Source organism: Candidatus Poriferisodalis sp., from assembly GCF_965208895.1.
In the GTDB taxonomy this organism is placed as follows: Bacteria; Actinomycetota; Acidimicrobiia; order Acidimicrobiales; family Poriferisodalaceae; genus Poriferisodalis.
Genome location: NZ_OZ242363.1, coordinates 645,447 through 666,793, shown reverse-complemented (window position 1 = coordinate 666,793; position 21,347 = coordinate 645,447). Strand labels below are relative to the sequence as shown.

The window sequence follows — 21,347 nt, the reverse complement described above, 5'->3', positions numbered from 1 at the left end:
CACTACGGTGACGGCATGGCGACTGCTCGACTCGCGTCCGAGGATGTTCCGATGCTGCGCGGGACGGCTCGCTTCACTGCCGACTTGCCGCTGCCAGACGGCTGCCTGCACGCTGCGTTCGTGCGCTCGACGGCGGCCCACGGCGAGTTGCGCAGCGTCGATATGCGCGAGGCCGAACAGGCTGCTGGCGTGGTTGCCGTCTTCGAAGCGGCGGGACTCGGGCTGGAGCCGCTCGAGTATTACCGCGCCACCACGATGGGCGGTCAGATGGCGCGACCGCTGCTGGCGCAGGGACGAGTCCGGTTCGTCGGCGAACCGGTAGCGGTGGTTCTGGCCGAGTCGCCGGCCAGTGCCCTTGACGCTGCAGAACTCGTCGTCGTCGACATCGATGAGCTGCCGGCGGTCATCGACGTCGAGCTGGCTGCGGCCGACGACGTGCTGCTCTACCCCGATGCCGGCACCAATGTGGTGCACCCGCTGGACCCGCCTGACAGCGGGGGGTTCCTGTCAGCGCCCACCGAGCTTGACGATCCCGCAGCGCCGCCGGCCGAGACCGGCGAGGATCCCTGTGCGGGAGCGCACTGCGTGGTCGAGCTGGTGTGCGAGAACGGCCGCATCAGCTCGGTGCCGATCGAGCCGTGCGCCATCGTGGCGACGCCGTTCGAAATGATGCGTGGGACACCGCTGGCCGACGGAGCATCACCCGATTGCGAACTCGACATCTGGAGCACCGGCCAGGGCGTGCACAGCGCCCCGTACCTGTACCGCCGCATGCTGGGCATCCCGGTGACCGCCGTACGGGTCCGAGAGCCCCATGTCGGCGGCGGCTTCGGCGGCCGCGGCGACCCCATGCCGGAGTTCTTCGTCGTGGCACGGGCCGCCCAGCTGCTGGACCGCCCCGTGCGCTGGGTGGAAAGCCGCCAGGAGCAGTTCATCTCGATGCCCTACGGGCGCGGTCAGCGGCACCGCATCCGCATGGGCTTCGACGCCGACGGCCGCATCGTCGGGATCGATGTCGTGATGTGGTGCGACGCAGGCGCCTACCCCCACATGGCGCCGATGCTGACCGCGGCCAGCTACCGCCAGAGCACCGGCCTGTACCGGGTGCCGCGGCTGCGCTACCGCATCGGGTCAGCGGTCACCAATGCGCCGCCGACCGGCGCCTACCGTGGCGCCGGCCAGCCCGAGGTGAACGCCGCGCTCGAACGGGCCATCGACGCCGGCGCCCGCAAGCTCGGCCTCGACCCGGCCGATGTGCGTCGGCGCAACCTGCTGGGTGCCAGCGAGCTGCCGTATGACACCGGCACCGGCATCACGCTCGACAGCGGCGATCCGCACGGGGCATTACAGGCTGCCCAGGACCTCATCGACGCGAAGCGCTGGCGGTCGCTCGCTGCGGAACGCCGCGCCGGCGGCGGCCGGACCAGTCTGATCGGCGTCGGATACGGCTGTTACAGCCAGACATCGGGCAGCGGAGATGATCCCGACTACGCCTCGCTGGAGCTGGGCGCCGATGGCAGCGTGCTGGTGACCTGCGGCAGCCACGGCCATGGCCAGGGCCACCACAGCCTGTGGGCGCAGATTACGAGCGCCAGGGTTGGGGTCGCCACCGATGCGGTGAGGGTCAACGATGCCGATTCCGCCACATCCACCTCGGGCGGCGTCACGGGCGGCTCACGCACATCGTTTGTCTTGGGCAGCCAGATCGCCGAAGCTGCGACCGAATTGCGCGCCCGCATCTGCGAGGTCGCGGCCGAATTGCTCGAAGCCAGCCCAGACGACATAGAGGTCACACCCGACGGAGCGCATGTGGCCGGCGTGCCGTCCCGGTTGGCCAACTGGACCGACATCGCGACGGCCGCACCCGATGGCATCAGCGTGACCGCCACTGAGCGGCGAAGCGGACCGACTCACCCCTATGGCACTCACGCCGCTGCCGTGGAGGTCGACGCGGAGACTGGCCGCGTCCGTCTGCTCGCATTTGCAGCGGTCGACGACTGCGGGCGGATGCTCCACGAGACCTCGGTCGAGGGCCAGCAGCACGGGGGAGCCGTCGCGGGCATCTCCCAGGCGCTCATGGAGCTCGCCCAATGGGACGCTGACGGCACGCCTCGCACGACCTCGTTCGTGGACTACTTGATCCCCGCAGCCCCAGACGTGCCGGCAATCGAGACGGCTCGGCTCGGCACCCCTACCGACCGCAACGAGCTGGGCGCCCGCGGCATCGGTGAGAACGGTGCCATTGCGGCCCCGCCCGCTGTGCAGAACGCCGTCATCGATGCCGTTGCGCACCTCGGCGTGACCCACATCGACATCCCGGTCTCGCCCCAGCGTGTCTGGGAAGCAGTCAACGCCGCCGCGAGCTGACCTGACGGCTGGAGGGCTCAGGTACGCCGTCGCGCTGCGCCGGGTGGCAGGGCCGCCCGCGTGCTGAATACTTGAGTTCTCGCACACGCCCCTGGAGGCACCCATGGTCGAGCCGGACTTCCTGCACTTCGACACGCTGGCGCTGCACGCCGGTCAGCGGCCCGACCCCACCACCGGCGCCCGGGCCGTGCCGATCTACCAGACGACGTCGTTCAGCTTCACCGACACCGAACAGGCGGCCAGCCTGTTCAACCTGGAGATCCCCGGCCATATCTACAGCCGCATCTCCAACCCGACGGTCTCGGTGCTGGAAGAGCGCATCGCTGCGCTCGAAGGCGGCGTCGGCGCGGTCTGCACCGCCAGTGGCATGGCGGCGTTCCACTTGGCGTGCGCCACGATCGCATCTGCGGGCGACCACATCGTCGCCAGCCGCAACATCTACGGCGGCACTCACAACATCTTGAGCCTGACGCTGCCCCGTTTTGGCATCACCACGACGTTTGTGGACCCCCGTGACCTCGACGCGTGGCGCGACGCCATCCAGCCCAACACCAAGGTGCTGTTCGGCGAGACGCTGGGAAATCCCAACATCGAGGTGCTCGACGTACCGGCTGTAGCCGCCGTTGCCCACGAGGCCGACCTGCCATTGATGCTCGACGCAACATTCACCACCCCGCACCTGATGCGACCGATCGAGTTGGGCGCTGACATCGTGATGCACAGCGCCACGAAGTTCATGGGCGGTCACGGCGTCGCTATCGGCGGCGTCGTGGTTGACGGCGGACGCTTCGACTGGGCCGCCTCGGGCAAGTTCCCGACGCTCAGCGAGCCCTACGCCGGCTACCACGGCATCGCCTTCACCGACGAGTACGGCCCCCAGGCACTGTCGATGCGAGCCCGAGCCGAGGGCTTGCGCGACTTCGGCGCTGCGATGAGCCCCGCTACGGCGTTCTACCTCTTGCAAGGACTGGAAACCCTGCCCCTGCGGATGGATCGCCACGTCGCCAACACCGAAGCGGTGATCGAATTCCTCACCAGCCACGACGCGGTGAGCTGGGTCAGCCATCCGTCGGTGCCGTCGCACCCTGATCACGATCTGGCGAAACGCCTGCTGCCAAAAGGCGCGGGAGCGATCCTGAGCTTCGGCGTCGAAGGCGGGCGCGAAGCAGGTCGACGGTTCATCGAGGGGGTGCGGCTGGCGTCCCACCTCGCCAACGTGGGCGACGCCAAGACCCTCGTGATCCACCCCGCCAGCACGACCCACCAGCAGATGAGCGCCGAAGACCTTGCCGCTGCGGGGGTCGGCGAGGACCTGGTGCGCTTGTCGGTCGGTCTCGAACATCCCGGCGACATCATCTCGGACCTGTCCCGCGCCCTGCGGGCCTCCCAGAAGGGTTGAGCCGATGACAGCGACTGAGGCATTTTCACTTGACGTCCGCGGCCAATCCGTCGGCGTGGCCACCGGGGGAGTGATCCCCGACGCGACATCGGCGTCTGGGGCACCGGTGGTGCTGCTCGTGCACGGCGCCGGCATGAATCGCACCGTGTGGCAGCTCCAGACACGCTGGCTGGCGCATCACGGCTACACGCCGCTCGCCATCGATCTGCCAGGCCACGGCAACAGCAAGGGCGAGCCGCTCGGCTCAGTGGCCGAGATGGCCGGCTGGCTCGGCGAGGCCATCACCGCAGTGTGCGAGCAGTTCAGTTGCGACGATGTCCGCCTGGTGGGCCATTCGATGGGTTCGCTCATCTGCACCGAAGCCGCTGCGGCGGAACAGGACCGGATTGCCCGGTTGGTCCTGATGGGCACTGCCGCGGGGATGCCGGTGCATCCGGCGTTGCTGGGTGCTGCCGAGAAGAACGAGCTCTTGGCGCCCGAACTCATGACCGCATGGGGACACGGCAACCGGGCGCACGTCGCCACCAACCCCACGCCCGGGCTGTGGATGGTCGGCGGCGGAATCGCCTTGCTGGAGCGGGCCGACGGCGGCGTGATCCACGCCGACCTGTCTGCGTGTGCTGCCTACGAGGCCGGAGACGTTGCCGCACGAGTGATGTGCCCAGTGACGGTCATCGTCGGCAGCGAGGACAAGATGACCCCGCCCCGGGCGGCAGCACCGCTGATTGCGGACTTTGCCAATTGCGACGTCGTCCACCTCGCCGGTGCCGGGCACATGATGATGAACGAGGACCCCGCCGCCGTCCGCACCGCGCTCGCAGCTGCTCTGGCATAGACGACATCGGCCGTGCGCGTGTTGCGTGCGGCTGCCATCATGTGCCGGCGGCATCTAGACGCGACCTGCCGCAAAAAGGAGCCGGACATGGCAGTCGAACGATTTCCCGTGGAGGCCTCGCACATCCTGATGTTCGCGAGGTCCATCGGCGACACGAACGCGATCTACAGCGACGCTGAGTACGCCGCTGGCACCGAGGTCGGTTCGATCATTGCGCCGCCGACGTTTGCGCAGTCGAGCGCGCAATTCGACCCCGACTATTTCCTGCGCCCCAAGCCTGACAAGAAGTGGTTCGGCAGCGGCCGCACGGCCTCCGGCACCTTGGTGCGCGACCTGTCCGAGGCCGACGGCGAGGACGTCGCAGATGAGCGCGAGGACGACAAGCAGTCCGGCTCTGCTGCGGGCGGTCTGCACGCCGAGCAGCACTTCACCTATCACCGGCACCTGAAGCCCGGAGACGTGCTGCACACGGTGACCTACGACGGCGAGCGGTGGGAGAAGCAGTCCAAGCGGGCAGGCATCTTGAAATTCTCCGAGGCCGTCACCGAGTACCGCGACGAGGACGACGAGCTGGTCATCACGGCCAAGGGCGTCGGCGTCGTCACCGAAAAGGTCATCGACAACTAGCGGTTCGCTGGAACCCGCCAATCAGACCAGCATCCAGAAAGGAACCCAGACATGGCACTCAGCGCATCGCAGCTCAATGTCGGCGACAGCTACTCCGAAGAGATCGTCGACGACCTCACCCGTACCCAGATCGTCCAATACGCAGGCGCATCTGGCGACTACAACCCGGTCCACACCGATGAGAAGTTCGTCACCGAGGTGGCGGGCTACCCGACAGTGTTCGCACACGGCATGCTCACGATGGGCATGACCGGCCGCATGGTCACCAACTTCGTCGGCGACGGCCGCCTCACCTACTACGGCGTGCGGTTCACCAGCCAGGTGTGGCCTGGCGACACGCTCACTGCAAAGGCCGAGGTCGCCGAGATCCGCGACGAGGACGGCCAGAAAGTGGCCGACCTCACCATCACCACCACCAACCAGGACGACCGCCCGGTCCTCACAGGCCAGGCCACAGCCCGCCTCGACGACTGAGGGACGCTTTGGCATCACCGCCAATGTGCTACAATGTAGAACATGGCGGAAGTCGGCATCCGGGAGCTGAAGCAGAATGCATCCGAGGTTGTCGCGCGAGTTGAGGCCGGCGAGGAGATCACAGTGACGAACCGGGGTCGGCCCGTAGCGAGGCTGGTTCCGCACGTTCGCAATCCGCGTCGGTCACGTCTTGAAGAGTTGATCGCTCGCGGGGAGGCCACGCCAGCGACTCGCGACATCGCAGAGTTCCTGCCGCCCCCTCCGGCACCGCCCGGACGTAGTTTGTCAGAGGTGCTGCTGGAGATGCGGGCCGAGGAACGGTACTGACACAGCCGTCGAACGGTGAGCTTCTACTGCGACACGTCGGCACTCGTGAAAGTGGTTGTCGAAGAAGCGGATTCGGCGGCTTTCGCAGCGTGGTTGACCCATGCGCCGCGATCGCTGTATTCATCCGATCTGACACGTACCGAGCTCATGCGAGCAGTTCGTCGCCATGCGCCCGCCTTCGGGGCCCGGGCACGCTCACTCTTGGGCACTGTGGCGCTTGTGCAATTGACGCCTCCGCTGCTCGAGCGGGCTGCCTTGCTCGACCCCCCCGAACTCCGCAGCTTGGACGCAATCCATCTCGCTACTGCGCTGAGTCTCGGTGGCGAACTTGAAAGCCTCGTCACCTACGACGAGCGGCTGGCACGCGCAGCGCGAGCGTGCGGCATCCCGACACTCGCGCCAAGCTGATTCCTGTGCGATGCCGGCCGAAACCGTGAGCCGTTCGTACGACGAGCGCGGGTGACGTCGCGGCTGCTGGGTGATGCGCGCCGACATCTACGACAGGGCGACCGTCGCAATTGCTCATATAAGTTGATCGTCGTGCTCTACGGCGCCCCTCACCTTGAGCCGGATATGACGGGCTAAAGCGCTGTCTCGTCGGTTCGACCTGCGCAGGATCGCGAACGTGGTCAGGTTGACGCTGGGGTGCTTGCCACCTGCGCTGCCAGCCGCGAGGCGCCGAGCTCATCCCCTGGGCCTTCAGCACCGGCTGAGCCTGCGGTCGCCCAAATAGAATCCCGACATGGCTGCTGCGGTAGCGGGACGAGATTCCTTCGACGCGATCAATCAGGAAGTCGGCGCGAGGCTTGCCGAGCGACGTAGCGAACTCGCCCGCTCCATGCGTCAAGTAGCAAATGACGCTGAGGTGTCCACCAGCCATCTGAGTGACATCGAGAGCGGCGCCTGCCGCGTGTCTCTTCCGGTCCTGTTGCGCATCGTCCGAGCGCTGAATCTGACCATAACCGAGCTCCTGCCCCAGATCGGCGGCCATCGGGTGTTTCGGACGAGCCTCGATGACGCACCCGGCGACGCGGCCAGAGTGCTCTCTCACCACGACCTGGATCTGAGTATCGCCTTGATACGCCTCAACGACGGTGGGTCTCACCAGATCGACAATCCGGAGCGGGCCGACACATTGATCTACGTGCTCAGTGGCTCCGTCGCGTGCGACGCCGACGGGACAGTGGTCCAGCTCGAGGAGGGCGACACCCTCGACACAGAACAGGTTGTCCGCCACCGGCTCAGCGCTTTGGTGGACGCCCGGGTACTCGTCGCATTCAGCGAACCGAATCGTTAGGCCCCGACGAAGAGCGCCACGGCTCCCCGACTCAGACCTCCACGAGTTCGCGAGCGCTGTTGTTGCAGCGGCGCGCCCCGCCGTTCTCGATGACGACAATGTCCTCCAACCGCATGCCCCACCTGCCGGGTATGTAGATCCCGGGTTCGACGCTAAATGCGTGGCCGACCTGCACCGGATCTGTGTTCAGCTGGGTGACGTACGGATGTTCATGGACCTCGGCGCCGATGCCGTGACCTGTTCGGTGGATGAAGTTGTCGCCGTACCCGGCTGCGCTGATCACCCGACGCGCTGCGAGATCGACGTCGGCGAGCAAACGCCCCGGCTGTGCAGCCTGCACAGCTGCCTCTTGGGCTGCGGCGAGCACCTCGTAGGCCTCGCGCACATCCGCGGGCGCCGGGCCGGTATGCACGCAGCGAGTCGTGTCGCTGCAGTAGCCGTTGAGCCGGCCGCCGAAGTCACACAGCACGATTTCCCCCGTGCGAACGGTCCGGGAGCCGGGATGGTGGTGCGGGCTTGCGGCATTGGGGCCTGACGCGATAATGACGAACTCGACCGTCTCGTGGCCGACCGCGATGAGACGCTCAGCGATGTCCTCAGCAATCTCCGCCTCGGTTCGCCCCAAAAGGGGAATCTGGCCGTGCTGGAGCTGGGATGCAACTTGGTCTGCGAGCGAGCCGGCTGCGGCCAGGGCGGCTCGTTCCTCAGGGCTCTTGATCAATCTCAATCCGCCGACTGAGTCGCTGAGCGACCGAAGTTCCAAGCCCGGCGAGCTACGCTGCAAGCCCAACAGGTGCAATGCCCATAGGTCGTCCGACACCAGGACTGCGCCTCGTTGGGGCAGGGCCGCGGCGATCACGCTGGCCGAGTCGGCCGTGTCGTCCCAGGTATGTACCGAATACACCGACGGCCGACGGCGGACCCTCGCTTCTTCCAGTTCGGGCACAATCAGTGTGGGAAGCGCGTCTCCTGACGAGAATCGCCCGACGAGCGCTGTGATGCGCTCTAAGGGCATCGCGTCATAGCCCGTCAAGTACTTGAGGTCCGCTCCGCCTCCGAGCAGAATCCCGTTGGCGTCGGCTTTCTCGGTTCGCTGCCTAACTTGATGCCAGCGTCGAATCAACTCCTCGTCGTCTACTTCGTATTGCATCGATGGCTTCCTTCCGGTGGGCCGATTGGCGAGGCTGCGTATGGAGGTCTCGGCGCTACGGCCTCGCCGCGGTTCGCGGTCATCGATTTCTTCGCCTGACCAAGTGGTCGATCGAGACTGCTGCGAGAATCAGCCCACCCTGAACAACTTGCTTGTATGTGGGGTCGACGCCGAGCAGGTTGAACGCATTGCCGATGGTCTGCAGTAGAACCACGCCGACGACGGTCCGCCAGATCGCGCCTTCACCTCCGAATATGCTCGTCCCCCCGACAACGACAGCGGTTATTGCTGAGAGTTCTAGGCCGATGCCGATGTCCGCCTGAGCAGAGCCAGTGCGGCTCGAGGTCAAGACTCCAGCGAGCGCAGCGCATGTGCCGGACATCACATAGGCAAATGTCCGCACGGAGCCGACCCGGATGCCCACAAGTCGGGCAGCATCAGCGTTCCCGCCAATGGCGTACAGAGACCGGCCCAAGGTGGTGCGAGCCAGTGTCAGGCCAAGTATCACCGCGACGACGACGAAAATCCAAACGGACAGCTTGGCGTCGAGGAACGTCTCGGTTCCGAGCGTCTTGTATCCGCTGTCGGCCACGGAGACTATGAGACCGCTGGTAGTCAGCAAGGCAATGCCGCGAAAGATGATGCTCGTCGACAACGTTCCGATGAACGAATTGACCCCGGTGGAGCTCATCACGAGTGCGTTGAATGCACCGAGCAGCGCGCCGACCCCTACTCCGGCGACAAGGCCGGCCCACGGGTTGATCGAGGCCACCTTGGCCGCCACGACTGCCGCTACCGCGAAGACCGAGCCCGTCGAGAGGTCGAAGATCCCAGCGATGATGCAGAGTGTGACTCCAACAGCGATAAGGCCGAGGGGCGCGGCCTGGTCGAGGAGATTCAGCAGATTGCGCTTCGTCAAGAAGCGATCGCTCTGGACGGCGATCGCCAGCACTAAGAGCACGTATGCGACGAGTATCCCGTAGCGGCTCAGGTAACCGGTCAGCCTCGACAGGATCACGCGAGTCCTGCTGCAGGCGACGTGTCGGCAGCAAATGCCGCTCGCAGGAGCGTTGACTCGTCAGCGGAATCGCCGTCGAATTCTCCGACTACGCGCCCATCGCGAAAGACGTAGATGCGGTTCGCGACCGCCAAAGCTTCGTCAAAGTCCGATGTGACCATGAGCACGCTCATTCCTGTCTCGGTCAAGCTGGCAAGAACACCGTGAATCTGAGCGGTCGATACCACGTCCACGCCCCGTGTGGGCTCGTCGATCAGCAGCAGGCGCGGCGGCTCGACCAGCCATCTGGCCAGCAGGGACTTCTGCTGATTTCCGCCGGACAGCGACGAAATCGGCTGGCTCAACGTTTCGGCCCGGACGTCCACGCGGCGAGCCGCTTCGGAGCTGCGTTCGCGCTGCTGGCTCCCACGAAGCACGCCCCAACGGCTGATGGTTCTCATGTGGGCGACGGTGATGTTGGCATCGACGCCAAGTCGGGGGAAGACCCCGTCGAGCTGTCGAGATTCTGAGATGTACGCAATACCGGCGCGCTTGGCGGCGCGTGGGTTTCTGATGCGGCGGGCGACACCGTCTATCAAGATCGAGCCTGAATGCGGACTGTGGATCCCGTAGACGGAGGTAAGGAACTCGGTGCGCCCTGATCCCACGAGACCAACTATGGCCACGATCTGGCCGACCGAGACGGTGAGGTCGACGTCCGCGAACCCTCGGCCCGTCAGGTGACGGGCCTCCAGCCGCGGAGCGGCCTGCGGCGACGCAGCAGTGGGGCGGCAGCTCCGGTACGCGTCCTGCGGGGCGCCGATCATCTGCTCCACGAGGTCGTCTGCGGTCAGCTCGGATGTCGGAGCGTGCAGTACGACTCGGCCGTCTCGCATGACGGTCACGACATCGCACACCCCGAGCACCTCGCTCAGGAAGTGTGAGACGAGCACAACCGCCACGCCGTCTTGCGCGAGGTTACGCATCACCTCATAGACGTGCATCGCCTCGTCCACGGACAAGCTCGATCGAGGCTCGTCGAAGATCACCATGCGAGCGTTTCTGGCAACCGCACGGAGGATCTCGGTCTTCTGCCTTTGAGACTGCGAGAGGTCGGAGACTAGGTCCGAAGGGTTGAGATCGAACCCGGACTCGTCGATCAGTCCTTGAGCGCGCCCCATCAGTTCAACGTTGCTGCAGACGCCGAGCCGGCTGGGCAGCTGTCCGAGCAGAAGGTTCTCGGCGACCGTGAGCTCCGGTACAAGTGACAGCTCTTGAGAGACCATCGTGACCCCGGCGTCGAGCGCAGCTCGTGGCGAACCGAAGATCGTCGGGACTCCCTCTGCTTCGACGTGCCCGCTGTCGGGGCTGAGCGCCCCGCAGAGCATTTTCGCGAGCGTGGTCTTGCCGGCGCCGTTCTGGCCGACGATGCCGTGAATCTGCCCTGCATGGAAGGAGACGTCGGCGGAGTCCACGCAGCGGACTCCGCCGAACGTCTTGGTCAGGCCGACGGCCTTGAGCAACGCCTGGGAGGCGACGCTGCCTGGGCCCTCGGGGGCTGACGCTTCCACCGTCGGGGCGGTTAGCTGTCCCACTGTCCTTCGAAATCGCCGATCACGTTCGCTGTTCCCTTCACGTTCGGGACCAGCGTCGTGGTGTCGAAGGAGCTGGGCGGATTGCCTCCGGTGACGGCCAGCACAGCGAGCTCGAACGCGGTGCGTCCTGCGTCGCGCTCGGCGTCAAGGAATACAGCGTGCCAGCGGCCCTCGCGAACCGCGTCAACGGCTTGGCGAGCGCCACCGTTGCCGATCAGCTTCACGCTGACTTCTGCGTCGTTGGCAGCCTGCTCAGCGCCGAGGATCGCTTGCGATGAGCCGACCATCACATGAACGTCACCATGGGCGACGAAGACGTCTTGAGCGGCGCTCAGGCCGGTGTCGGGCAGGTACCCGCCCTCGACGCTGGTGATCAGCTCGACACCGACCGCTGCTTCGATGGTCGCGTGAAAGGCCTCCGTTCGGGCCACGTCGAGCGGCAGCGCGCGGAAGCCCTCGAGAAAGGCGACATTGCACGGGCTCGTGCCTTCGCACGCTTCGATCGCCATCTCGGCAAGGATCACGCCGTTGTCCACTGGAGCTGCCCCGACGAAGATCAGGCCCTCGACTTGAGGTTCGACCGTGCTGAAGTCCGGGCCAATCGGCGTGAATTCTCCCACGACAGGGATCCCGGCAGCGAGAGCCTCCTCGATGACAGGAATAACTGCGTTGCCGTCATTCGCCTGAATGATGAAGGCATCCCAGTCACCGGCAGTGATCGCATCCTGTATCTGGGAGATCTGAGTGTTGGCATCGAAGACCGGGTCGAAGAACTGCACCTCTGCGCCGATTGCGTCTGCGCCCTCTTGGATTCCGGCCCAAGTCGCCTGGGCGAAACCGTTGGCAGCCGCGAAGCCGAAGAATGCGATTCGAAGCGGCTCGTCCGACGGCGGCTCTGTCGCCGCGGCCGGCTCGGGTTCGTCCGCGGGCTCCGGCGCGTCCGTCGGATCGGGTTCGGCGGTAGTCGCCGGTTCCGCTTGAGCCGGTTGTTCCGTGTCCGGACTCTCGGCGGCGTCGCCGTCTGCATCTCCGCAGGCACTAGCCAAGACGGTGAACGCCAACAGGAAGGCCGCTATGCGGAGTATTGGTCTGGTCATTGTTGTCTCCTTGGTTGGGTCGGGAGCTTCCGGTGATCCCAATTCGGACTTGTCGACTGAGTCGACTCCGTCGTCAGGTCGGTCACGAATTGCCGCTTCCGTCCGGTGGGGGATCAGCCAGGCCATAGACGTCGCGGGCGATCTCTGGAGTGATCACCCCGTCGGCGACGTCGGCCCTCACGGCACCGCCGTCACGGTCAGCTGGATCTCCGAAGCCTCCGCCGCCGCCGGTCTTCGTGCGGATGATGTCCCCTGCAGAAAGGCGCACATTTGCGCACTTGAGAAAGTGACGTTCGTCGGGACGGCCGGGGTTGAGGACGACGTCGGGAGGCTCGGCGGTCCAGCCGCCAGCCAGCCCCCACGCCGGGGTCCGGCTGCGCTCGAACCATGCAGACATTGAGGAGTCAGCCAGGATCTCGAACTCTCGCTCGACGCCGACGCCGCCCCGGAACTGGCCATGGCCGCAGGAGTCCGTTCGGTATCCGTAGTGACGAAGCCGTACGGGATACTTGGTCTCAAGTACCTCGATCGGCATGTCTTTCAACGAGCCGTTCACGTTGTTGATCAGTCCGTCTTCACCGTCGGAGCCGTCCCAGGCACCCCAGCCGCCCACCGTGGGCTCCACATGTAGCCACGGCTGCTTGGTGTCGGGATGGGTGCCGCTGAGGTAGATGACCATCGAGTCGCCGTAGCTAGCCGCCGCGGCTCGTTCGGGCACGGCTTCGGAGAGGGCCTTGACCACTAGGTCGATGAGCAGCCCCAGGGGCGTGAAGTACCACTCGACGGGAAACGGCTCGTTTGCGCCCACAACTGAGCCGTCCCGAACGCTGACGCTCAGCGGTCTGAAAGAACCGCCGTTGGCCGGCCGGTTCGGGTCGACGAGCAGCTTGTATGCGACGCGGGCGGCAGCGACGGCCTGCGTCGCGCCACAGTTGACCGGGCCTCGACAGGCGTCGTCGCTGTCGCTGAGGTCGATCGACATCTCATCGCCGTCGATGGCCACTTCGACCCGGATGAACACTTCGCGGTCGCTGATCCCGTCGCTGTCGATGCTTCCTTCGGCCCGATAGGTGCCGTCGGGAATCGAGGTGATGAAATCGCGTTCGAGCCGTTCGGCTTGGGCGAAAATCTCGTCGCGGGCGTCGAGCACAGCGTCGGTACCGAATCGGCGATAGATCTCGGGCATCCGCCTGGCGCCGGTGTGGCAGCACGCGATCTGGGCTCCGAGATCGCCCATGGCTCCGTGGTAGAAGCGACTGTTCTTGCCGATCATCTGAGTGAGGGTCGGGCTCTGGGTGCCTGCTTCGACGACCTTGATAGGAGTGAGCCTCAATCCCTCTTGAAATACGTCGGTCGAGTCGATGGTGCCGCCAGGGTCCTTGGATCCGACGTCGAGCCAGTGGGCGCGGGAGGCCGCGAACCCGATGAGCACTGACTGGTCGAAGATCGGTTCCATCACGGTCATGTCGTGAAGGTGAGTTCCGGTGACGTACGGGTCGTTCATGATCCATACGTCACCCGGCGCCCATACGTCGCGGCCGTACTGCTCTTCGATGGCGATCGTGCACGCTTCGAGGTTCCCCAAGAAGATCGGAAGGCCGGCCGATTGGCCCAGCACCCGGTGCTCGGCGTCGAGCAGGGCCACTGAGCAGTCCTTCATCTCGTAGATGATCGGGGTGTAGGCCGAGCGGATAAGGGTTGCGTTCATCTCGTCAGCGACCGCTATCAGGGCGTTGCGGATGATCTCGACGGTGACGGGGCTGACGGGGCCACTCATAGAGGGCCGCCTTTCTCGGATTGGTCGTGAGCCAAGGCGGAGAGGTTCCCGTAGTCGTCGACTTCGAGTCGCCAGCCCGGCGGGATGACTGTGGTGGCCGTCGGCTCGGAAATGACGAGCGGGCCGCTCAGGTCCGAGCGGGGAGCCAGGCCGTCGCGCCGCAGCAACGGGGTATCGAAGACCGAATCCCCAAAGCGGACCGGGCGGATGTCGACTGGGTCGGAAGGCGGCCGCGAACCCATCGGCCTCGGCGTGGCCCGGCCAAGGTCGCCGAACCCGGTGGTGCGCACAATGGTGAACTCGATGGGCGCCTCTGCGTTGCTGTGCCCGAACCGACTGTGATGAGCGGCGTCGAATGCGGCCTTGATCTGCTCGCGCCAACCGTCGGCGTCTCCGATGCTGTGGCTTCCTGCCGGGATCGTGAGCGTGTATTCCTGGCCTATGTAGCGGGCGTCGATCGCATGGTGCAGTACGACTGAGTCGTGGCTGACACCCTCAGACTCGATCTGAGCGCGCATCTCGGCGCCCATTTCGCCGAAGATCTTCTGCAGGGTCTCGAGATCCGCAGCCGCATGCGAGTACGGGAACCCGCGGGCCGTGTCGCGGCGAAGCCGAGTCTCGAGCATCCCCCACGCGGAGAATGCTCCCGGGAATCGGGGAACGATCATCCGCTCGATGCCGAGTTCTTCGGCGAGGAAGACTCCGTGCATGGGGCCGGCTCCGCCGAAAGCGACGAGGGCGTAGTTGCGTGGTTCGATGCCCTTCTCGACGGTGAGCGTCCGGATTGCCTGGGCCATCTTGGCGTTCACCACATCGACGATCCCTTGAGCCATCTCTGCGGTTTCGAGCCCCAGCTCGGAGCCGAGAGTTGCCAGAGCGCGATGCGAAGCCTCAGTGTCGAGCGTGAACTCGCCGCCGGCGAATGCCCCCGGGTCCACCCGTCCCAAAGCCACGTTTGCGTCTGTCACGGTGGGCTCAGCGCCGCCTCGGCCATAGCAGGCCGGTCCAGGCGACGCCCCGGCGCTTCGAGGACCGACCCGCAGACCTCCGGCTTCCCGGTAGGCGACGGAGCCGCCTCCCGCGCCGATGGTGTGGATGTTGACGACCGGCATCAGCAGCGGGAAGCCCTCCAGCGACGCCTCGGTGGAGATGTCCGCCTCCCCGTCCACGATCAGGCTGACGTCGAATGACGTGCCGCCCATGTCGACGCATATGAGGTTGCGGTGACCCGTGAGCCGGGCGAGGGACACGCCTCCCATGGCGCCGCCGACCGGTCCCGACAGCAAGGTCTGAACGGTGTGGTCCCGGGCCGAACGCGCAGTGATGATCCCGCCGGAGGACTGCATGATGTGCAGCGGCACGTCCATGCCGTCGGCGCGCAGTCCCTCGGAGAGCTCTGCCAGGTACGTACGCACTATCGGGGCCGTATATGCATCGAGTACCGCGGTCGAAGTGCGCTCGTACTCCCGCCACTCCCGGGCCAGGCGATGCGAGAGGCTGATCGGCGCTTCGGCGCCGAGCTCTTGACGCAGCACCTGTTGGGCCTGCAATTCGTGGTCGGGGCACTCGTAGCTGAACAGCAGCGCGACCGCGATCGACGTGTAGCCGCCCTCGCGGTAGCGGCGGGCCGCTTCGACTACGTCGTCGTGGTTCAGGGGCTCGACTTCGCGGCCGCGCGCGTCGAGCCTGCCGCGGACCTCCGCCGTGTCCGATCGTGACGCCAGCGGCCGCGGCTTGCGGTACTGCACCTCGTACATCTCGGTCCGGTTACCGCGTGCTATCTGGTAGACGTCCCCGGCGCCCGCGCTGGCGATCAGCAGCACTTTCTCGCCGCGCCGCTGCAGGAAGGCATTGAGCCCTTGAGTGGTGCCGTGCACTGCGAACGACACCGTTGAGAGGTCGTCCACCACAGTGCGCATGGCGCGGTGCACCCCGACCGACAGTTCGCCGGGCGTGGTCGATGCCTTCCCGGCGCTGTACTGGCCGGTGGCCTCGTCGTAGGCGACGGCGTCGGTGAACGTGCCCCCGATGTCCATGGCGACCCGGTATCGGCTCATGACCAGCCCTCGGTGACCTTGCCCCCGAACAGAGCCAGCGCGTAGCAACCGCCTCGGCTGTGCGCTGTGATCGGCACTTCAAGCAGTTCGTTGAGCGCCCCGTTGTTCGAGTTCCGCCTCGGATGCTCGATCCAGTCTTGGTACGCCCTCGCGTCGGTCCAGGTTCCCACGACCAGCACTTCATCGGGACCGGTCCAGACCTCGACTCCGAGGCAGCCCTCCACAGTCAGTGCCCGCTCGACGATCCCCTCAGCCTCGAACAGATCGACCACCGCGTCGGCTTGGCCCGTCTTGGGCTTGAGCGCCAAGACCGTTCGGATCATCATCCTCTCCCGACTGCCTATCCGGTATTAGTACATATCTTTATAGTTGCTGTCCAGATAAGTTGCAAGTCGTGTACCAATACCGGACGGCGCCGGTTCGCGTGATGCGCGCAACCGCACCGAAGAGCGCTCAGACGGCCGCCAACGGAGTCGCTCCGTGGTAGAGGTCGAGCTACAAGCCGTCGGCCGAAATCTGGCCGAATTGCGATCAGCGCGAGAGCTGACGCTGCAGGATCTTGCCGACCTCACCGGCTACACCGTCTCGTACCTCTCCCAGATCGAACGCGGTGAGTCGGTGCCGTCGCTGTCCGGCCTCGCCAGCGTGGCTGCCGCGCTCGGCGTGGAGATGCGGGCGTTGTTCAAGGAAGCTTCCGGACCGCGGCTGCACGTCTCGCGCGCCTCGGAGCCGCTCGCGCTCAGGACCGGCCTCTCCGACAGCGGGGATCCCGCGCATCGCTACACAGTGCTGGGCGCGCACGGGAATGAAGGCGCGTACACGGCGCTCATCCATGAGCTGCCTCCCTTAGAGCCGCCGCTGCGATACCGGCACTTCGGCGAGCGCTTCGCCCTGGTGCTGGCAGGCTCAGTGCGTTTGACGCTGGGCGGAGAAATGCATGACCTTGGCGAGGGGGAGTGCATCCACTACGGCTCGCACGAAGAGCACACATTCGAGGTGACGAGCAATTCGGACGCCGTGGTGTTGTGGATCGTCAGCCCCGCGATCTTCTAGCGTTTCTAGCGCCCGGTAGGGGAGGCAACGGCAGCCAACGAAGCGCCTGACTCGTCGAGTTAGACGTGGCAAGACCGCTCCCTCGGGGTCAGCCTGAGATCCTGCGCTGGTGAACCCGGAACTGGGCTGGGGTCTCGTTGGTGAGGCGCGCAAAGCGCTTGGTGAAGTCGGCTTGGTCATAGAAGCCGGCGAGCACGGCTACTTCTGCGAGCGGCAGTTCAGTGTTGGACAGCAACTCGGCGGCCCGTTCGACTCTCGCCCTCAGAACGTACTGCATGGCCGACAACCCGAATGCGTTGCGCATTCGACGCTCCAACTGGGACGGTGACAGCTCGGCGGCTGTAGCGATGTCGATCACACGGATGGTCTCGGCAAGGCGCTCCCGCACGAGCTCCACCACGTTCCGAAGCGCCCGAACGGAATCTTCATCTGAGCTGGAGGTGCGCAAGTCTCGGCTGATGCTGACGAGGCCGCCGACTTGCTCCGGATCTTCCCGGGCAGCGACCGGAAGTTTGGTCGTCACATACCAGCCAAGGCTCGCATCCTCTCGTTGAATCAATTCAAGTTCGTCGCGCAAGGGACGACCTGTGGCGAACACTCGGCGGTCTTGCTCCTCGTAGCGCCTTGCTAATGGCTCGCTGAACAGATCAGGGGCGCGCCGGCCGATCACGTCCCGCTTGGAGCGGCAACCAGCCCGTCTCACGAAGGCGTGATTGACGGCTCGGTAGCGGCTGTCGGTGTCCTTCATGCAGAACATGACGTCCACGAGGAGATCGATGAGTTCCAAGATCTCGGGCTGCGCAATAGGGAACTCGCCGCGATTCAACAGACGGTGGATGTCGGAGGTCACGCGGCTGACAGTATCCCTCGGCCGAGATTGTACGAATCGACCTCTTGGACACTCCCGTTCGACCAATACCCGGAGGGCAAAGGACCGGCATCGTGCCATCAGATGCGTTCTGCGGTCCGAAATAGAAGTGAGCGGGTGAACTGTGGACGAGCACAACACTGATCCTGAATTTATGGCTGAGGGGGCTATCGAACAGGTGGAACGGTGGCTCGAGACTCCTCTCGCGTCGGACTCGAGACCGGACCGCGCCGCGAGCAAACGACTAGCAGGAGTGGTGAGCGACCGAGCCGGCACGGCGTTCGCGATGAACTTCGTGGACCGAGCGATCCGTCCTGAGGATCCCTCGGTGTCCATCCGTCAGCTGGCGTCGTTGGTCGGTGAGGCGAAGCTGCCGTCGTTCCTGTCGCCGCTGGACAAGCTGCTTCTCCGAATCGGTGCTCGGGTCGGGCCGAGATTCCCGCGGCTCGTAATGCCCCTAGCGAGGAAACGGATGCGAACACTGGTCGGTCATCTCGTCGTGGGCTCCGAACCCGACCGGTTAAGCGCTCATCTGCGGGCGCGCGTCGCTGCCGGTTTCTCGCTCAACGTGAATGTGCTCGGCGAGGCGGTTCTCGGTGATCTGGAGGCGGTTCGCCGGCACCAGGAGGTTCTCGAGACACTCATGCTGGCGGACGTGGACTACGTCTCGGTGAAGCTCTCATCGGTGGTGTCCCAGCTCAACCCGTGGGACTTCGACGGTTCTCTTCAGCGGGTGACTGAGGCGCTTCGTCCCCTGTTACGAGCGGCCGCCGTAACGACGCCCGCGACATTCCTCAATTTGGACATGGAGGAGTACAACGACCTTGAGCTCACCGTCGAGGCGTTTCGGAGGGTGCTCGATGAGCCCGAGTTCGCGGCTGTTGACGCCGGGATCGTGCTGCAGGCGTACCTACCCGACTCATTCGATGCGCTTCGCTCGCTGGTCGACTGGCATAACTCACGGGTCGAGACGGGCCGACGCACTGGCTTCATCAAGATCCGGCTGGTGAAGGGTGCGAACCTGGCGATGGAGCGGGTCGAAGCAGCCACGCACGGATGGCCACAGGCCCCCTATGCCCGAAAGGCTGACACTGACGCCAATTACAAGCGCTGCCTGGACTGGGTGTTGACGTCGGTACGCACCGCGTCGGTGCGCATCGGCGTCGCCAGCCACAACCTGTTTGACATGGCATGGGCCGACCTGCTCGCCACCGAGCGCGGGGTACGGCACCGCATGGAGTTCGAAATGCTGGAAGGCATGGCTCCCGCGCAGGCCGCTCGCTTGCGCGATGACGGCCGGGGTGTGCTGCTGTACACGCCGGCTGTGGCCGAACGGGACTTCGATGTTGCTATCAGCTACCTATTCCGACGCTTGGAAGAGAACGCATCCGATGAGAACTTCATCCACCACCTCTTCGGACTACGGCCCGGCAGTCCCAGCTTTGACATCGAGGCAGCGAAGTTCCGTGAAGCTGTCGGCAACCGATGGACGGTGAGCCATGAGCCTCGCCGTCTCCAGGACCGCACACGTGCGGCAGAATCCGCCGACCCTAGTCAGTGCTTCTACAACGAACCTGATACCGACCCCGCATTGGCGACCAATCGTCGGTGGATCCTCGAGATCGTCTCGCGTGGCTGGAACGGGCCGGGTACCGGCATCACCCGTGATATCGACGAGATTGATCGGCTGGTCCGCGACGCTGCCGCGGCGCAACGCGATTGGACTGCCCGATCGCCCGCGGAGCGGCGCGAGACTCTGTGGAGAGTGGCTGACGAGCTGAGCCGCAGGCGCGGCGACCTGGTGTCGGCCATGGTTCACGAAGGTCGCAAGACCGTCGCCGAGGCGGACCCAGAGGTGTCCGAGGCCATCGACTTCGCCCGCTGGTACGGCGATCGGGCGCTTGATCTGACCGGTTCGGATCTTGTGCGGTTCGAACCCTTCGGCACGGTGCTGGTGGCGTCGCCGTGGAACTTCCCGGTCGCCATTCCGTCCGGCGGGATACTCGGCGCGCTTGCCGCGGGCAATGCTGTCATCCTCAAGCCCGCACCCGAGACACCCGGCTGTGCGGAGATCGTGGCCGAGTGCTGTTGGAGCGCGGGTCTGTCCCCGAAACTCGCGGCGTTCGTCCGCACGCCCGACGATGACGTCGGACATCACCTGGTGACCCATCGCGGCGTAGCAGCGGTGATCCTGACCGGGGCCTACGACACCGCCCAGACATTCCGCGCATGGAAGTCGGACATGCGCCTATTCGCCGAGACCTCCGGCAAGAACGCCATGGTGATCACACCCAGCGCGGACATCGACCTGGCCGTCGCGGACCTAGTGGCGTCAGCATTCGGGCATTCAGGCCAGAAATGCTCAGCGGCCAGCCTCGCGATCTGCGTCGGCGACACCTACACATCGACTCGGTTGCGCCGCCAACTTACGGATGCGGTGTCGAGCCTGCAGATTGGACCCACGACAGACCTGGCCACCAAGATGGGTCCCACAATCTGCCCGCCCGAGGGCAAGCTGCTGCGTGCCCTCACCGAGCTCGACGAGGGTGAAGAATGGCTGGTCGAGCCACGCCGGATCGACTCCCACACCTGGACGCCAGGCATTCGGCTGGGAGTGCGGCCCGACTCATGGTTCCACCAGACCGAGTGCTTCGGCCCAGTTCTGGGAGTGATGCATGCCCCGACGCTCAAAGACGCGATCGCACTGCAGAACTCGACCAGCTACGGGCTGACTGGGGGCATTCACACGCTCGATCCCGCAGAGATCCGCCAATGGAGCGACGCGGTCGCAGTCGGCAATGCGTACATCAACCGCCCCACCACCGGCGCCATCGTCCGGCGGCAGCCGTTCGGCGGCTGGAAGCGATCCACGATCGGACCCGGTGCCAAAGCCGGCGGCCCCAACTACGTGGCACAGCTCGGCATCTGGCATCCCGTCGAGACGGGTCTCAGCGACGACGAATGGCTCAGCGCGGTTCAAGCCAGCGACGACGAAGCCTGGATGACGGAGTTCGCCAAGTCGCATGATCCGACCGGGCTCTATTGCGAATCCAACGTCTTTCGCTACCGGCCACTGCCACGCATCGTCATGCGCGCGGAGGCCGACGCCACGTATCGAGACATCGCCCGAATCCGAGCCGCAGCGAAACGATGCGGAGTCGAATTGATCACCTCGCACGCTCTGCTCGAATGCAGCAGCCAATTCTCCGCACGGCTAGCTGGATTGGATGTCGAACGGGTCCGAGTCGTGGGGACGTGCCCCCAAAACGTGCGCGCGGCAGCCCACGACGCGGGCGTGCACATCGCCGACGAACCTGTCACCGCCGAGGGCCGAGTCGAGCTGCTGCATTTCCTGCGTGAGCAAACCGTCAGCCACACCACCCACCGGTACGGGAACATCCTCTAGAGCGGAACAGGTCGGCCCTCA

18 protein-coding genes are annotated in these 21,347 nt (G+C 65.4%); 10 read left to right on the top strand and 8 right to left on the bottom strand.

The window, feature by feature from the left end; genetic code table 11:
• The first annotated feature begins 15 nt into the window (after positions 1-15).
• From ACOGJB_RS03140 to ACOGJB_RS03105, 8 genes are all read left to right on the top strand, one after another.
• Positions 16-2,367 carry a xanthine dehydrogenase family protein molybdopterin-binding subunit gene (locus ACOGJB_RS03140; RefSeq protein ID WP_419839373.1) on the top strand — a complete coding sequence of 784 codons (2,352 nt, stop codon included), beginning with the start codon at positions 16-18 and terminating at the stop codon, positions 2,365-2,367.
• Positions 2,368-2,470: 103 nt separating this feature from the next.
• Positions 2,471-3,766: an O-acetylhomoserine aminocarboxypropyltransferase gene (locus tag ACOGJB_RS03135; RefSeq protein WP_419839372.1), complete on the top strand. Its 1,296-nt coding sequence runs from the start codon at positions 2,471-2,473 to the stop codon at positions 3,764-3,766.
• Positions 3,767-3,770: 4 nt separating this feature from the next.
• The gene (locus ACOGJB_RS03130) at positions 3,771-4,601 is read left to right on the top strand and encodes an alpha/beta fold hydrolase (protein WP_419839371.1); all 831 of its coding nucleotides are present in this window, start codon (positions 3,771-3,773) and stop codon (positions 4,599-4,601) included.
• 87 nt (positions 4,602-4,688) lie between these two features.
• Entirely contained in the window at positions 4,689-5,228 is a 540-nt protein-coding gene (locus tag ACOGJB_RS03125) for an FAS1-like dehydratase domain-containing protein (protein ID WP_419839370.1), read from the top strand.
• 51 nt (positions 5,229-5,279) lie between these two features.
• Positions 5,280-5,702 (top strand): MaoC/PaaZ C-terminal domain-containing protein, encoded by a 423-nt coding sequence (locus ACOGJB_RS03120; RefSeq protein ID WP_419839369.1) that lies wholly within the window; start codon positions 5,280-5,282, stop codon positions 5,700-5,702.
• Positions 5,703-5,744: 42 nt separating this feature from the next.
• Complete coding sequence (locus ACOGJB_RS03115) at positions 5,745-6,029, top strand: type II toxin-antitoxin system Phd/YefM family antitoxin (RefSeq protein WP_419839368.1); 285 nt, start codon at positions 5,745-5,747, stop codon at positions 6,027-6,029.
• A gap of 15 nt (positions 6,030-6,044) precedes the next feature.
• On the top strand, positions 6,045-6,437 hold the full coding sequence (locus ACOGJB_RS03110; RefSeq protein ID WP_419839367.1) for a type II toxin-antitoxin system VapC family toxin: 393 nt from the start codon (positions 6,045-6,047) through the stop codon (positions 6,435-6,437).
• A gap of 334 nt (positions 6,438-6,771) precedes the next feature.
• Positions 6,772-7,326, top strand: coding sequence for a helix-turn-helix domain-containing protein (locus ACOGJB_RS03105; protein ID WP_419839366.1), 555 nt, complete (start codon positions 6,772-6,774; stop codon positions 7,324-7,326).
• 31 nt (positions 7,327-7,357) lie between these two features.
• Here the strand turns inward: ACOGJB_RS03105 and ACOGJB_RS03100 are convergent, their stop codons facing one another.
• From ACOGJB_RS03100 to ACOGJB_RS03070, 7 genes are all read right to left on the bottom strand, one after another.
• On the bottom strand, positions 7,358-8,476 hold the full coding sequence (locus tag ACOGJB_RS03100) for a M24 family metallopeptidase (RefSeq protein ID WP_419839365.1): 1,119 nt from the start codon (positions 8,474-8,476) through the stop codon (positions 7,358-7,360).
• 79 nt (positions 8,477-8,555) lie between these two features.
• Positions 8,556-9,494, bottom strand: a complete 939-nt coding sequence (locus ACOGJB_RS03095; protein ID WP_419839364.1) for an ABC transporter permease — start codon at positions 9,492-9,494, stop codon at positions 8,556-8,558.
• Positions 9,491-11,044, bottom strand: a complete 1,554-nt coding sequence (locus ACOGJB_RS03090) for a sugar ABC transporter ATP-binding protein (protein ID WP_419839363.1) — start codon at positions 11,042-11,044, stop codon at positions 9,491-9,493. The genes ACOGJB_RS03095 and ACOGJB_RS03090 overlap by 4 nt, the downstream gene beginning before the upstream one ends.
• An 11-nt stretch (positions 11,045-11,055) precedes the next feature.
• Positions 11,056-12,165: a substrate-binding domain-containing protein gene (locus ACOGJB_RS03085; protein WP_419839362.1), complete on the bottom strand. Its 1,110-nt coding sequence runs from the start codon at positions 12,163-12,165 to the stop codon at positions 11,056-11,058.
• A gap of 82 nt (positions 12,166-12,247) precedes the next feature.
• On the bottom strand, positions 12,248-13,942 hold the full coding sequence (locus ACOGJB_RS03080) for a hydantoinase B/oxoprolinase family protein (RefSeq protein ID WP_419839361.1): 1,695 nt from the start codon (positions 13,940-13,942) through the stop codon (positions 12,248-12,250).
• A complete protein-coding gene (locus ACOGJB_RS03075; protein ID WP_419839360.1) occupies positions 13,939-15,999 on the bottom strand; it encodes a hydantoinase/oxoprolinase family protein in 2,061 nt (686 codons plus the stop codon). Before ACOGJB_RS03075 ends, ACOGJB_RS03080 begins: the two co-directional genes overlap by 4 nt.
• Positions 15,996-16,325, bottom strand: coding sequence for an antibiotic biosynthesis monooxygenase family protein (locus tag ACOGJB_RS03070; protein ID WP_419839359.1), 330 nt, complete (start codon positions 16,323-16,325; stop codon positions 15,996-15,998). Before ACOGJB_RS03070 ends, ACOGJB_RS03075 begins: the two co-directional genes overlap by 4 nt.
• Before the next feature lie 154 nt (positions 16,326-16,479).
• Here ACOGJB_RS03070 and ACOGJB_RS03065 point away from each other — a divergent pair, with 154 nt between their 5' ends.
• Entirely contained in the window at positions 16,480-17,052 is a 573-nt protein-coding gene (locus ACOGJB_RS03065) for a helix-turn-helix domain-containing protein (RefSeq protein ID WP_419839358.1), read from the top strand.
• Positions 17,053-17,140: 88 nt separating this feature from the next.
• Here the strand turns inward: ACOGJB_RS03065 and ACOGJB_RS03060 are convergent, their stop codons facing one another.
• Complete coding sequence (locus ACOGJB_RS03060) at positions 17,141-17,902, bottom strand: helix-turn-helix domain-containing protein (protein ID WP_419839357.1); 762 nt, start codon at positions 17,900-17,902, stop codon at positions 17,141-17,143.
• 274 nt (positions 17,903-18,176) lie between these two features.
• Between ACOGJB_RS03060 and ACOGJB_RS03055 the strand changes: the two genes are divergently transcribed.
• Complete coding sequence (locus ACOGJB_RS03055) at positions 18,177-21,326, top strand: bifunctional proline dehydrogenase/L-glutamate gamma-semialdehyde dehydrogenase (protein ID WP_419839356.1); 3,150 nt, start codon at positions 18,177-18,179, stop codon at positions 21,324-21,326.
• Positions 21,327-21,347: the final 21 nt, after the last annotated feature.